This window comes from Globicatella sulfidifaciens DSM 15739 (assembly GCF_900167405.1).
Taxonomy (GTDB): domain Bacteria; phylum Bacillota; class Bacilli; order Lactobacillales; family Aerococcaceae; genus Globicatella; species Globicatella sulfidifaciens.
Genome location: NZ_FUWO01000015.1, coordinates 1 through 14083, shown reverse-complemented (window position 1 = coordinate 14083; position 14083 = coordinate 1). Strand labels below are relative to the sequence as shown.

Sequence of the window (14083 nt, the reverse complement as noted above, 5' to 3'; positions counted from 1 at the left end):
TTAAAAAAGTGAGGACGATTAAAGTGCCACTAATTTTTCTAACGTTTCCGATCGTTTAGCGCCTCTTGCCTTTATTAACATTAGCGATTGCTAGCGCATCATCTTCAGTAGTTATTGAAGATGAATGACCTATATCGCTTGAATTTTTTAAGTCACTATCAGAAACAATTTATCATTCTATCGGTACTTTATTAAAGTAGGCGCTTGGTCATAGACTGTTATTATCGTTCTAGGTAAGGTGATGTGTTTGGCACGTGTATTCAAGACAGCAGAAAACTTTTGGCTATTATAGTTGGTGGATTCTTGATGCCGCATTACTTATTTCAGCTAAAGTTTGTGTTTGACTAGTGACTTCAAAATGCCAGCAATTTTTGCTATTATTCCAACTTTCTAAACTCACCTACCATTTATTTATGCACCCCCTTGTGAAATAAGCTCACCTATATAGTGCATTCGTTTTATTTTGATCAAAGCTGTTTTCATAAATTGGGTGAGGCTGGGCAAAAACTTTTTAAATTCTGTTCAGACATATCTATTTATTTCAAAGCGCAGTGGTTGAGTGGTCTCAATCTGCGTCTTAATGACTTGCTTGAGACCTACTCAACTGTGCGGGGGTGGGCAGACGAAGCGAAAATCGACTGATTTTCTACTTCTTGCCCACTCCCTTTTTGCTGAATTATTAAGAAAAGTTTAAGAAACGCGCTCAAAAAATTTAAATTTTATGAAAATGAAAACAAGTGTCTAAAAGTGCCGTTTTCATGTCTCAAAACGAGACGCGATTAACAAAGTTAACAAAAATGAAGAAACAGAAAAATCAATTAAATTGGCAAATGTAATGCTTTCATCTCAAGACTAGTCCTTCGACGAAAATAACCATTTGTGAATTGGTATATCTGGCCTGTGAAATAAAAAAAGCAAGAGCTTAAAATTCTAACGAATTTCAACTTCTTGCTTCCTTCAATTTGTTACTTATAATTTAACGTTTTATATCTTCTGCTTCTTGGGATGCAGCTGTTTCAAGATGGGTCATCACTTTAGCATCCGCTTCAAAATAATTCATCCGTTCTTTAATGGTCTCCCACCATATCGTTCATATTCTTTGTACATCAAATCAACTTTTCGACTTTCAATCGCAATATGTTTACTTTCTAAAAATAATTTAAAAGAAAATGGGAAAACAACAATTTCAACGTATCTACCACTTAATAGAGTTGCTAATTCAACAGATAGCAACTTAGCATTAGATCCTGTAATCACGATATCACAGTTAAAGCTAACTCTAAGACCATTAATTACTTTCTGCCACCCATCTACCCAATGAATTTCATCTATTAATAAATAATATTTCTGAGTTTTATTTTTTATCATATCTAGTAATAGTTCTGATAGCTTGACTTCATCTTTTACATTCAAAAACTCAAAAGCTTCTAAGTTAATATAATGTTTTCAGGTGAGATTCTTTCTGAAATTAAATAATCTCGGTATTGCATTAATAAGACTGACTTCCCAGAACGCCTTACACCCGTTATAACCTTAATAAAATCATGATCTTTAAAGTGTTTTAATTGATTTAAATAACGATTTCTTATGTACAATTATTTCACCTCTTTTATATTGGAACTATAATTCCAATTATATCAACAGAAACAAAAGTTGGAATCATAATTCCAATTTTTACTAAATATATATTTAATTGGAAGTACAGTTCCAATTTCAACACATTATAAAAGGTTAAGCAAAAATTATACTAATCGTTTTCAAATGGGAGTAGACCAGAAGTGGAAAATCGAATGATTTTCGCTTCGTCGGCCTACCCCCGCACAGTTGAGTAGGCCTCAAACAAGTCGAAAGACGCAGTTTGAGGCCACTGAACCACTGCGCTTTTAATTAACAAATAGTAAACTTGACTAAATTTATAAAGTTCATGCCTAGCCTTAAGTTCATTCCAATATTTCCTTTACCCTATGTTGTAACTCTGGGATAACGTCTTCTTCAAACCAAGGATTGCGTTTCATCCAACGGATATTCAAGGGGGAAGGATGAACGAGTGGCAGGTACTTTGGTAAATATTCTTGATAATGACGGACTGTTTCCGTTAAGGTTCGTTTTCCTTGTTTGCCTAAATAATATTTCTGTGAATAGGCTCCAATTAGAATGATTAATTCAATATCAGGCATTAATTCAAGTAGTTTAGGATGCCATTTTTCAGCAAATCCTTTACGGGGTGGCTTATCACCCGATTTGCCTTTACCTGGAAAATAAAAATCCATCGGCACGATGCCAAACTTTCCAGATTCATAAAAAACTTCGCGACTAACACCCAACCAACTACGTAATCGGTCCCCACTCGGATCATTAAAAGTCTGTCTTGACTCCTGTGCGAGTCGACCGGGTGCTTGTCCTACTAATAATATTTTTGCGGTTGACGGGGCCATAAATAGCGGTTCAATTTCCTCTTCGCTGTAGACTTGATTCATCTCATCCGCCATGATTTCTTGTACGACTTGTTTGATTGCATGATTATGTTGATACATATTCCTCACCTCTTATTACATCAATTGTATTACACATGAGGGGATTAGTTAAATGATAACTATCACCATATTTTATAGATCATGCGTTTAAGCAAGACCTTTGAAGCGTAGTGACACAAGCTCGATATATATTATGCTCTTTCATCAATCAATAAAAGTAACATTTACCTTCTTTCGAGTTCTCGGTAATGATGTAAGGCATTTTACCTGATACGAAATAAGTTATTGGTTACCAAAACACAATCATCTAGAGTTTTATTGCGGAAATTTTACCCCAAGCAAAGACCAACATTATTAACATAAAAGTTTCAAAAGCTTTTTGCTACTCCTCCCACCTTCACTTTTTAATTCTCATGTTCTTTTCACTTTAAATTCATAAGTTTTTAATATACAATACTATTTAGTTTATCTTAATAGCATTTACTCATCATCGCCAATAGGCTGTCAAAGATATTACTAGGAGGATTTTATGAATACACAAATTAAACACTATATTTTGGAGCATGAGGATGAATTAATTCAGAATCGTCGCTATTTGCATCGACACCCTGAATTATCTCTTCAAGAGTTTAAGACAACCCAATTCATTGCCCAAGAATTAGATAAATTGAAGGTTCCCTATCGTTTAATGGAGGCTACTGGCGTTTTGGCTGAAATTAAAGGTTTAGAACCAGGTAAGACCGTCTTACTTCGTGCCGACATGGATGCTCTCTCGATTGATGAACTTAACCATCATCTTGATTATTATTCAGTAGAAGTTGGAAAAATGCACGCTTGCGGTCATGACGCTCATACGTCTATGTTATTGAGTGCTTTAAAAGCGTTATTTTCGGTGAAAGATCAAATTAAAGGCACTGTACGCTTTATTTTCCAACCAGCCGAAGAAATCGGTCAAGGAGCTAAAAAAATGGTAGAACAAGGTGTCTTAGAAGATGTTGACAATGTCTTTGGAATTCATATTTGGTCAGTACATGAGACCGGTCAAGTCGTCTGTGATCCCGGTCCATCTTTTGCCAGCGCTGATATTTTTAAAATTCATTTTAAAGGTAAAGGTGGCCATGCTGCTCAACCTCATCTTTCCCACGATGCGGTAGTAATGGCAGCTGAATATGTTAACAATGTACAATCCATCATTTCACGCGCGATTGATCCCCTCTCACCAGCTGTGTTAACCATCGGAAAATTTGAAGCTGGCGACCGTTTTAATATTATCGCTGAAAATGCCGTCCTAGAAGGAACCGTTAGAACGTTTAATAATGAGACCCGTTCAGTGGTGGCGACCCAGATGCAAGCATACGCTGAACAAATAGCTGAAATGTATCATGGAAGTGTCGAATTTGACTATTCATATGTGACTGAAGTTGTCGATAATCATTTACAAAGTGCACAATTAGTCCAATCGATTACCGAGCAAACATTTGGTAAGGACTTTGTCCATCATGATGACCCAACAATGGGAGCGGAAGATTTTGGCTATTATATGAAGACTATTCCCGGAGCCTTCGCAACGGTTGGGTGTCGTAATGTCGACAAAGAAACTGATTTCCCTCACCATCATGCACGCTTTAATGTGGACGAAGAAGCGTTAAAATACGGTGCGGAATTGTATGCTCAGTACGCTCTTCGTTACTTAAATCAAGGCGAATTCTAATTAGGAAAGGATATTCATATGAACCAGACAGTTAAACAATTTATTCAAGACCATGAAGCTGACATGATTGAAATGCGACGCCATCTCCATCGACACCCTGAATTATCTTTGGAAGAATTTGAGACGACACGTTATATTGCGAAACAATTAGATCAATTAGGCTTAACCTATCGATTAATGGAACCTACCGGGGTGATGACAGAAATTAAAGGGGCTCAACCCGGTAAAACCGTATTATTGCGTGCCGATATGGATGCCCTCTCAATTCATGAATTAAATGACCACATCGATTACCAATCACAAAATGAAGGTAAAATGCATGCTTGCGGACACGATGCCCATGTAGCGATGTTAATGATGGCACTAAAAGCCTTGTTATCAGTAAAATACTCTATCAGAGGCACCGTACGTTTTATCTTCCAACCGGCTGAAGAAATTGGTAGAGGAGCAAAATTAATGATTGAACAAGGTGTACTTGACGATGTCGATAATGCCTTTGGTATTCATATTTGGTCGATGGATCAAGCTGGATTAGTAAACTGTAATGTGGGCCCTACTTTTGCAGCAGCAGACCGTTTCTATATTCATTTCAAAGGTTCGGGTGGACATGCCGCTCAACCACATTTAACAAAAGATGCGGTGGTGATGGTCTCTCAATATATTTCGCAAGTCCAAAATATCATTTCGCGTACGATTGATCCAATGGAATCAGCGGTGTTAACCATTGGGAAAGTTGAAGCGGGTGACCGTTTTAATATTATTGCGGAAAATGCTAAACTAGAAGGTACTGTTAGAACTTTTGATGCCGCTACGCGAGACACCGTTGAACAGGAGATGCAACGTTTTGCTGAGAAAATCGCGGCGATGTATGGTGGCACGGTTGAATTTCAATATGATCGCTTACTAGATCCCGTCGTCAACGAACGTCATAGTGCAGAGCTGGTACATCGTATTACGAAAGAAACTTTCGGCGAAGAATTTGTCGGCAACTTCCCTCCGAAAATGGTTGCTGAAGATTTTGGTGAATACAATAACCATATTCCAGGAGCCTTCGCAACGGTTGGTGCACGCAGTGAAACTAATGGGGCAATCTATCCTCATCATCATGCTCGCTTTAATGTCGATGAGGAAAGCCTAAAAGTCGGCGCTGAACTCTATGCACAATATGCTTTAGAATATTTAAACCAAGCAGATTTTTAAGCTTTTGCTCGCCAAAAATAGTGGGAAAAAGGACACTGTGGTTTACAAACTGAAAATGCGGAAAGGACACTCGGTTTGTCCAAGTGATACGGAGATGGTTTGTTTTACTGTCCAAAAATAATATGGAAAATGACAGTCCGTTTTGCCAAGCGAAACAGAGATAGTTTTACTTACTAAAATTAATGCGGAATTTTGAGCTTGTGCTCACGCGGGAATGAACACTGCAGGGCGTAAACCAAAGCAAAATGACCCTGAACTAAACAATACAGTTGATTCCCTAATACAAAAATCGTGCGCAAGGCACCCTTTACCAAACAAAAATAGGAGCGACCCACTGAAGCAAAACCACTTGGTTTTCACTTCTAGGTCACTTATTATTTTTTTTACATAAATTGATATGCGTACATGAATTCTTCGCGTGCTCTGCTACCATTTTTAGTAGGAATTTGAATCGTATCACTTGTCACTTGTTCAAAATCCAAATAATCATAAAATCGATAATTACAATCAGAATCAGTGAATAAATAAAGGTTTTGGCAATCCTCATTTTTAAAATCTTTTATCGCTTCATAAATAAGGCTTTTACCTAAACCATGACCTCTGGATTTTGAAGAGACGGCGATGTATTCAATACTAGCATCATAATCTGTGTCTACTTCATCTAAGAATTGATTGTAGATTGACTTTTCCGCTTCAAACGTTTTGATTAAGCGATTGATTTCTTGTTCTTCGCCATGTTTTGATAATTCAATTAAATTTTCAATGGTATTGGTTTGGAATTTGCGAAACTTCGGATCATCTTTAATTATTTTACATAAAATCATCCCTAAAATTTGGCCATCCACTTCTGCCACTCGGCCTGTAGAACTATTGTATAATGCTTTATTAAGTGAAATGGCAGCCGCAGCCTTCTCAAATTCTTCCTTTTCATAGAATCCGTCGAACCACGCTTCATGAACTAAGTTAATCATTTCAGGTATATCGCGATCTTCAATTTTTCTAATGGTTAATTGCATTTTTTCCTCCTATAGTTTTCTCAATTTAAAACGATGTTACCACCCTAACAAAACTATATTGAGTTGTCAATTAAATTACTTTACATTAGAAACGATTGAGATTTTTAGTTGGTTTTGCTTATCTCTTTAATTTAGTTTTAGTAGTTAGGCGATAAAATCGAGTGACAATGCGACCAACTTTTACTTTGATCACTAAATTAAAGCTTAACCTTGTAACCATCAAACATGCTCTTCAATAGCTACTCACTCAAAACCAAACGGCATAGATTTCAGCATAAAGGTAACCGGTGATATTTCGTTAACTTTTTTTACTAATATTTCAATAAATCCAACTGCCTCTACATCACTGCAACCATAATTACTCTCATTTCCTTCTTAGTTTCGATACGAATACCACTTATTCAATTTCATACACACAAAAAAACCAGCTCAACACCTTTTTGGCATCGACTGGTTAATATAAGTGTTTTATCGGTTAGGTTGCTACTGATAGTTGACACACTGTCAGTAACAATCACATTCCTTTCTTTATCCTTAAACCGTAGTGGTGGCTACTTTAACGGTTCCTTCATCTTGAACACCGTCTGTATTTAATAACGCATCATAACGCTCTTTTTGTAAATAGGGAATGGATAACATGGTGACAAAACTGATTAAGTATAAGCTGGCTAAGAATAACATCACCATTGAGACCGATGAGCTATCTAAGATTTTCCCGATAATTACCGATGAGAAGCCACCAACAGCACGGCCAACGTTTAAGATGACATTATTAGCGATTGAATGAATACGTCCTGCATACAAGCGACTGGTCATAGCGCCATATCCTGAGAACATCCCATTAACGAAAAATCCAACAATCATACCGCCGATAATCATCGTTAAAGCTGAATTCGCAAATTGGAATAAGTAGACTGAAGCAGCTGACATCAATAAGAAGATGCTGTAGGCTAAACGTGGTCCTAAATGGTCTAGGATTTGACCAAATACTAACATGCCGATACACATACCGACAATTGTTGCAATCATCCAAGTAGAAGAGTTTTTAACCGAAACGCCTAAAGACTCTTGCATAATGGTTGGTAACCAGTTCATCATCCCAAAGTAACCGGCAATTTGAACAGTGGTCATCACCATTAAAGCGATGGTTTGATGAGCTAGAATTGGTGTCGCAAATAATTCTTTAATTTCTGGCTTTACATCCGTATTTTTAGCCACACGACGATTAGAAATAGTAGCTTCATCCACAGCAAAATGCATATACGCCACAAGAATTAATGGTAGTAAACCTAATAAGAATAATCCTTTCCAGCCAAATATTGGAGCCACAGAACCAGCTAATAATGCTGAAAAGATTGAACCGACTTGACCGGCAATCCCGTTTAATGCGGAAACGCGTCCCATTTTCTTCGGCTCAACAATACCAGCCATAATCGCAACCGCCACACCATATTCTCCTCCGACTCCAATTCCTGCGATGAATCGCATTAAATATAGGTAGTAAATATTTTCCGTAAAGAAAATTAATCCGGTCGCAATTGAAAAGATGATAATTGTCCATTTGAAGACTTTATATTTATTATAGCGATCAGCTAAAACCCCAAATACTAGACCACCTAATAACATCCCAAAATTCGTAATCGTCGCAATCCATCCTCCTTGGGTTTGAGAGATACCTAGGGTTGAGACAATACTGGACATTGAAAAGGCTAAAAACATCACGTTTAAATCATCTAATCCTGAACCGACAATCGATGTAACTAAGGCTCTTTTATCATTTTTACTCATTTTTTCCATTTTTATGCTCCTTAATGAATGATCTCGTCATTCTTTATTAATTTTGTTGTGCTTGACTCCATGCTACTGGATCTTGATACCAATCTTCTAATGATGTTTTATACTCAGCTAACCCTCCTTCTGTTGTCGCAATTTCTAATAGTGTTGTGTAATCCGTTAACGATTGAGATGCCAAACCTGCTTCTTTAAATGCTTGTTCGCCACTATTGAGTTGATAATTAAAAATGCTAACCACGCCTAATACTTCAGCGCCTTCAGCTTGGATTTGTTTAGCAGCGTTTAAAACGCTACGCCCAGTCGATATTAAGTCTTCAATTAAAACCACTTTAGCTTGTTTATCCAATGCGCCTTCAATCGCACGACCCTTTCCGTGGTCTTTAGCGGATGAACGTACATAAATCATCGGTAAGTCTAATTCCGCTGCAACAAAAGCGGCATGAGGAATACCAGCCGTAGCGGTTCCGGCAATAACCGTGACCTCTGGATAATGTTCTTTTATCGTTTTAGCTAATAAATACTCAATTACTTTTCGTTCACGAGGATAAGACATGATCAAACGATTATCCGTGTAAATAGGTGCCTTTAAGCCACTGGCCCATGTAAACGGAGCTTGTGGGCTTAGACAAACGGCTTCGATGTCTAATAATATTTGGGCGGCTTGTTTTGCTGATGTCGTCATAAATCATTCCTCCTAAAATAATGCGTTCTCAGCCAAACCTTTTTGCCACTCAGCTTTAATGGCTTGGTAGGCTGCCACAGGGTCTTTGGCTTGAGTAATTGGACGTCCCACTACAATATAATCACAGCCATTTAATGCGGCCTCATAAGGTGTCGCAGTCCGTTTTTGGTCATCTTGACCTTTCGTTAGTCGAATCCCCGGTGTGACTGTTAAGAAATCCTCACCAAATTTCTCTTTGATAGCTTTGGCTTCTAGTGGTGAACAAACGACGCCATCTAATTGTGCTTGTTGAGTAAGCTTCGCTAAGTGGTTGACACTTTCTGCCATCGTTGCTTCAACTAATTGTTCATTTTTAAGTTGTTCTGGGCTAGTGGACGTTAATTGGGTCACCGCTAGTAAAACCGGACGTTTCGCCCCTTCACCAGTCCCTTTTTCTATTCCTTGACGGGCCGCTTCCATCATCGCTTGTCCACCCATTGCGTGAACATTTAACATTGCTACGCCTTGCTTAGCCAAGGTTTTCATCGCCCATTTTACCGTATTGGGAATATCATGTAATTTTAAATCTAAGAAAATATCATGACCGCGGTTTTGTAATGCTTCAACCATCTGTGTACCGGTCGTATAATATAATTCCATCCCTATTTTTACATTTAAAGGCTCGGAAAATTGATTTAAAAACTCATTTAATTGGTCTATTTCTTGAAAATCGAGTGCAATAATTGGTTTACTCGCGTCCATTTTCATCATCCTTTCACTCTTTCGTGATAAAAAGAAAAAACCTACACACGTGTGTAGGTTCATAAAAGTACATAAAGATAGTGCTATTAGACGGATTTAGCACAATCCCCCAATGGCAAATATGGTTATGGTAACTTTCATGTTTCTCGAACACGTTTAAAGATCCCTAAATTTCTTTCTAAAGTATACTTATCATTGGACTAATTGTCAAATGGAAAATTCAAATAATGGTTAACTCTTACGCATCGTTCGGTTTGTTCCCCATAAAAAACGCTAGGCTTAGGCTTTTAACTCAACCCGAGACGGTTTTAGGACAGATTAAGTGAAGCTGACTGCAATTTTAAATGAAGAAACGAACTGCGGTTTAACTCAATAAGGCGTACAGCTATTTTAACACAATGAGACGAACAGCGTTATAAAATATTGAGACAAGCTGCGATTTCAAACATTCAGGCGAATCGCAATTTACCTCAACCGAATCGTTTTTAGGCCATATTAGGTGAAGCTGACTGCGATTTTAACTCAATGAAAGCGAGCATTTTAATACCCCAAAAAAGTTTAAATGGTTATTGATAACTCTCATTGTCATGATGACTCAATTATTCATCTTCACCGAACAAGCCCGCTAACCCTAAGCCGGCGAATGGATTATTAGTTACCACTTCTTGTTGATCTAAATAACTTTCATTGGCTTTCAATTCTAGTAAACCTTGATAAACTTCTGCCGTCATCTTGGCATCTTCTAAACTGTTATGTGCTTGCCCTTTTAAGCCAATATATTCTGCTACGGCTTTTAGACTCAATCCCTTTGAACCTGATAAATAGGTCGTTTTCATTGCTTGTGCTATTTCATAGACATCAATTTGATATTGCGCTTCTAAATCTAAGCCATGACTTTGTAGCACTGGAATATCACTTTTTCTGCCATTATAACCCATCAATGGAAAGTCACCGACAAAGGCTTTAAAATCCCTTAATACTTCCACTAAAGGAGGCGCATTTTTAATTTTATCTTGCGTAATACCCGTTAATCCTGTAATAAAACTTCTAATATGAACGGTCGTATGAACATAGGTGTCAAAGCGTTCAATTTCTTGATGATTGACGTACTTTATCGCCGATACTTGTAATAAATGTTGAATGCCCTCTACCTCGTTAAATTCTAAGTCGAAAGACACATAATCTTTAAATTCTTCCACATCTTCCCTCCTTGAAATTCCCTATAATGATATTGTAATCGATAAAAGCGAAATTGTCTCGGTTAGGATGATGGTTGCCGGGTTAAGGTTAAGCTTCTATTACGAAATACCCATCGTATCGGGACCGGCAATCAAAATTTTATTTCATTAACCCCACACTTCATCAGCAATTTCTTTAACCAATTGTAGCTTTTTCCATTGATCTTCTTGCGTTAATTTATTCCCTTCTTCGGTAGATGCAAAGCCACATTGAGGGGACAAGCTTAAGCGTTCTAATGGAATGTATTGCGCCGCTTCATGGATACGGGCGATAATTCTGTCTTTATCTTCTAATTCTGGTCGTTTAGAGGTTATCAATCCTAGTACTACTTTCTTATCACCGGTAACTTTACGCAGTGGTTCAAAACCACCTGATCGTTCATCATCAAATTCAAGGAAATACCCATCCACTTCTTCTTTTGCGAAAAGAAACTCCGCAATCTCTTCATAGGATCCGCTCACTGCATAAGTCGATTTAAAATTACCACGACAAACATGAGTCGTCACTACTAAATCTTCTGGACGTTGGCTAATCGCTCGATTATTAGTCTCTAAAAATAATTGCTTGATTGCTTCAAGCCCTGCTTGGTCAGTACCAAAAAAGTCTTCAGCACGCTTATCCACTAATAACCCCCATGAACAATCATCTAACTGAAGATGGCGCAAACCTAACTGATATGCCTTCTGGATAAATTGTTGGTAAATCGAAACTAAATCCTCTACCAACTCCTCTTGACTGTCATAAAACTTAAGCGTATTGTCAATGGCAAAAGGCATAATTAATTGTTCAAGAAACTGAGCGGGTGCTGGGATGGTTAATTTAGCTTGATGCCCTTTTTCTTCAAACTGTTTTACAAATTTAAAATGTTCAAAGAAAGGATGATTCTCATTAAATCCTAAACGACCTACTAGATAAGTATCATCGATTAGCGCCACTTCATCTGCAAAAGGCAATCCTGTTTCTGTTGGGCGATGGTCAATGCCGTCAAATCCCCACATAAAATCTAAATGCCAAGTAGAACGTCTAAACTCTCCATCGGTAATAAATTCATAGCCTAATTCTTTTTGCTTATTAATTAATTCCTCAATTACTTGATCTTCTACAATTTTTAACGCTTGTGCATCAATTTTACCTTCCTTAAACTCTTGTCGAGCAGTGACTAATCTTTCAGGTCTTAAAAAACTCCCCACAAAATCATGTTTACTACAATTATGACACATATTATTTCCTCCTTAGAAATTATTAGTCGATTTCATTAACAAAAAAAGACCCCATCCTCAAAAAGGACGAGATCACTCGTGTTACCACCTTAGTTTATATTAATCTCACGATTAATACCTCAATGAGTACTATCATACTCGCTCGCTTTAACGGGCGAACCCGGACTCACCTAAATATCGAAGAGCCAACTCGAAGACCATTTTCAATGAATTGCCATTTAACTGCTTGCACCAACGACAGTCTCTCTGTAAAACTTTCATCCATCTACTTTTCTTGTCAATGTTTTTATGACTATATTCACACTATAAATTAATCTGTTCCTAATGTCAAGCTAATAATTGAAACTTTAAATTAGTTTGGTCTTTTTCACGACGAGTTGTTTGAGAATTCACTGTGGAATAACGGACACTTTCATCGCGACGGAGATTTTCACCACAAACCGCATAGGTTCAATGAATTGGCATAATATCCCGCAAACCTTCATCGATATTTAATAAAAGCTGCTTTAAACACAATCATTAATTCATTATATTTTGTGGTTTCCCTTCGATAAAACTAATCACATTTTGAAAGGCGATTTCAGCTCGTTTTACCATTGCTTCATCACTAAGAAACGCAATATGTGGCGTTAAAATGGTGTTTTTAGCCTCCAATAATGGATAGTCGCTAGCTAATGGTGGCTCTGTATCAAACACATCAATACCTGCTCCTGCAATGCGCCCTTCATTTAAGGCTTGGGCAAGTGCCTCATTGTCGACCACTGGACCTCTAGCAGTATTGATTAATATCGCCTCTTGCTTCATCAAGGCCAATTTTTCTTTTGATATTAGTCCTTTAGTGTGATCATTTAATGGTAAATGTAAGGAAACTATATCACTGTTTTTTAGTACGTCCTCTAATGATTGATAGGTCAAACCTAGTTCTTTTGCCTGATCATTTTCACTGCGACTATAGCCGATTAACTTAGCGCCAAATGCTTTGAACAATTTTGCTGTTTCAATCCCAATATTACCGGTCCCAATGATACCCACTGTCTTTCCTTTAATTTCCATACCTTGAAATGGCCCTGGAAAATCAGCCGCTAGTCGTATATCGGCATCACTTTGCGGTATTTGACGATAGAGAGCTAATACCAATCCTAAAACTAATTCACTAACAGAAGTCGTCGCATAGCCAGAAGCATTCGCAATTTGAATTCCTAGTTCATTAGCAGCCTCTTGAGCGACATGATCGATTCCAGTAAAAGCGACATCAATTAACTTCAATTGTGGGTTAGCTTTTATCACTTCAGCCGGATAAGGATTGTTGGCAATCATCACAATATCCGCTCCGTTTGAACGTTCAATCAGTTCCTGAACATCGGTCGTTTTAGTGTCAAAATAGGTGAACTCATGGCCCGCCTTAAGTAAAGGTTCTGCTAGTTCAGTAATTTTTTCTTTTGATACTCGTAAGGGTTCTAATAAATGTATCTTCATCTTCACTCATCCTTTTAGTCTATTCTAATTATCATTATAACACGACAATGATGATAGCTATAAAATAATCGCTTACTGATGTATGTTGATGCCTGGTCTTAGTGTAAAATAACTGTTGGTCAGCTAAAAGCAAAAAAGATAATCCTCTGCTATACTGTAAGTAGTCTAAACACACAGAAAGGTAGAGGATTATCCATGAGTATTATAACACAAATTATGCAAGAAGTTAGTAAAATGATGCAAGATTTATATAATCAAGCGATTCAAGGTGAAGTAGACTTTTCAACATGCATCCAAACTATTAGTGATACGATGCGTCAACTCTCAGTCGATTTAGGAGAAGATCTCTGTACAACAATTGAGGAATCACTCTTTGAAAGTCCTGGAAGAAAAGCAAGATATAGCGTTCATCGTAGCAATGATGAAAAAACAATCTCCACACTGATTGGTGACATTAAACTCTCAAGGCGTTATTACAAAGATAAACAAACGGGTGAGTTCTGCTATTTATTGGATGACTTCTTATCGCT

General features: G+C 37.5%; 13 protein-coding genes and 1 other annotated feature. Of the genes, 3 read left to right on the top strand and 10 right to left on the bottom strand.

All coding sequences use genetic code 11. The annotated features are described in order from the left end of the window. Positions 1–1056: 1056 nt before the first annotated feature. From B5D12_RS07865 to B5D12_RS07860, 3 genes are all read right to left on the bottom strand, one after another. Positions 1057–1413, bottom strand: a complete 357-nt coding sequence (locus tag B5D12_RS07865) for an AAA family ATPase (RefSeq protein ID WP_234982946.1) — start codon at positions 1411–1413, stop codon at positions 1057–1059. Between the two features lie 14 nt (positions 1414–1427). Continuing rightward, a complete protein-coding gene (locus B5D12_RS10475) occupies positions 1428–1595 on the bottom strand; it encodes a hypothetical protein (protein ID WP_234982945.1) in 168 nt (55 codons plus the stop codon). 345 nt (positions 1596–1940) lie between these two features. After that, positions 1941–2534, bottom strand: a complete 594-nt coding sequence (locus tag B5D12_RS07860) for a uracil-DNA glycosylase family protein (RefSeq protein ID WP_200803016.1) — start codon at positions 2532–2534, stop codon at positions 1941–1943. 469 nt (positions 2535–3003) lie between these two features. Between B5D12_RS07860 and B5D12_RS07855 the strand changes: the two genes are divergently transcribed. Together B5D12_RS07855 and B5D12_RS07850 are read left to right on the top strand one after the other, a co-directional pair. Further along, positions 3004–4185 (top strand): amidohydrolase, encoded by a 1182-nt coding sequence (locus tag B5D12_RS07855; protein WP_078756301.1) that lies wholly within the window; start codon positions 3004–3006, stop codon positions 4183–4185. A gap of 18 nt (positions 4186–4203) precedes the next feature. Further along, a complete protein-coding gene (locus tag B5D12_RS07850) occupies positions 4204–5385 on the top strand; it encodes a M20 metallopeptidase family protein (protein WP_078756300.1) in 1182 nt (393 codons plus the stop codon). Positions 5386–5768: 383 nt separating this feature from the next. Here B5D12_RS07850 and B5D12_RS07845 read toward each other — a convergent pair whose 3' ends face one another. From B5D12_RS07845 to B5D12_RS07815, 7 genes are all read right to left on the bottom strand, one after another. Beyond that, the gene (locus tag B5D12_RS07845) at positions 5769–6401 is read right to left on the bottom strand and encodes a GNAT family N-acetyltransferase (RefSeq protein ID WP_078756299.1); all 633 of its coding nucleotides are present in this window, start codon (positions 6399–6401) and stop codon (positions 5769–5771) included. 534 nt (positions 6402–6935) lie between these two features. Further along, positions 6936–8198, bottom strand: coding sequence for an MFS transporter (locus tag B5D12_RS07840; protein WP_078756298.1), 1263 nt, complete (start codon positions 8196–8198; stop codon positions 6936–6938). A gap of 37 nt (positions 8199–8235) precedes the next feature. Next, positions 8236–8877, bottom strand: a complete 642-nt coding sequence (gene pyrE, locus B5D12_RS07835; RefSeq protein WP_078756297.1) for an orotate phosphoribosyltransferase — start codon at positions 8875–8877, stop codon at positions 8236–8238. A gap of 12 nt (positions 8878–8889) precedes the next feature. Continuing rightward, positions 8890–9618: an orotidine-5'-phosphate decarboxylase gene (gene pyrF / locus B5D12_RS07830; RefSeq protein ID WP_078756334.1), complete on the bottom strand. Its 729-nt coding sequence runs from the start codon at positions 9616–9618 to the stop codon at positions 8890–8892. Positions 9619–10217: 599 nt separating this feature from the next. Beyond that, complete coding sequence (locus B5D12_RS07825; RefSeq protein WP_078756296.1) at positions 10218–10817, bottom strand: 3'-5' exonuclease; 600 nt, start codon at positions 10815–10817, stop codon at positions 10218–10220. Between the two features lie 147 nt (positions 10818–10964). Next, a complete protein-coding gene (locus tag B5D12_RS07820; protein WP_078756295.1) occupies positions 10965–12077 on the bottom strand; it encodes a 5-methyltetrahydropteroyltriglutamate--homocysteine S-methyltransferase in 1113 nt (370 codons plus the stop codon). Between the two features lie 59 nt (positions 12078–12136). After that, positions 12137–12367, bottom strand: a binding site (T-box leader). Positions 12368–12596: 229 nt separating this feature from the next. Continuing rightward, positions 12597–13553: a 2-hydroxyacid dehydrogenase gene (locus B5D12_RS07815; RefSeq protein ID WP_078756294.1), complete on the bottom strand. Its 957-nt coding sequence runs from the start codon at positions 13551–13553 to the stop codon at positions 12597–12599. A 195-nt stretch (positions 13554–13748) separates the two neighbouring features. On the opposite strand from B5D12_RS07815, the gene B5D12_RS07810 reads away from it, so the two are divergent. Then, positions 13749–14083, top strand: a 335-nt coding sequence (locus B5D12_RS07810; RefSeq protein ID WP_200803015.1) for a UPF0236 family transposase-like protein, incomplete at its 3' end; no start/stop codon positions are given.

Bases quoted from the DNA above. Each gene is read 5' to 3' on its own strand.
- B5D12_RS07815 (WP_078756294.1), bottom strand. From the start codon at position 13,553: ATGAAGATACATTTATTAGAACCCTTACGAGTATCAAAAGAAAAAATT.
- pyrF (WP_078756334.1), bottom strand. From the start codon at position 9,618: ATGGACGCGAGTAAACCAATTATTGCACTCGATTTTCAAGAAATAGAC.
- B5D12_RS07840 (WP_078756298.1), bottom strand. From the start codon at position 8,198: ATGGAAAAAATGAGTAAAAATGATAAAAGAGCCTTAGTTACATCGATT.
- B5D12_RS07850 (WP_078756300.1), top strand. From the start codon at position 4,204: ATGAACCAGACAGTTAAACAATTTATTCAAGACCATGAAGCTGACATG.
- B5D12_RS07820 (WP_078756295.1), bottom strand. From the start codon at position 12,077: ATGTGTCATAATTGTAGTAAACATGATTTTGTGGGGAGTTTTTTAAGA.
- B5D12_RS07845 (WP_078756299.1), bottom strand. From the start codon at position 6,401: ATGCAATTAACCATTAGAAAAATTGAAGATCGCGATATACCTGAAATG.
- pyrE (WP_078756297.1), bottom strand. From the start codon at position 8,877: ATGACGACATCAGCAAAACAAGCCGCCCAAATATTATTAGACATCGAA.
- B5D12_RS07855 (WP_078756301.1), top strand. From the start codon at position 3,004: ATGAATACACAAATTAAACACTATATTTTGGAGCATGAGGATGAATTA.
- B5D12_RS07860 (WP_200803016.1), bottom strand. From the start codon at position 2,534: ATGTATCAACATAATCATGCAATCAAACAAGTCGTACAAGAAATCATG.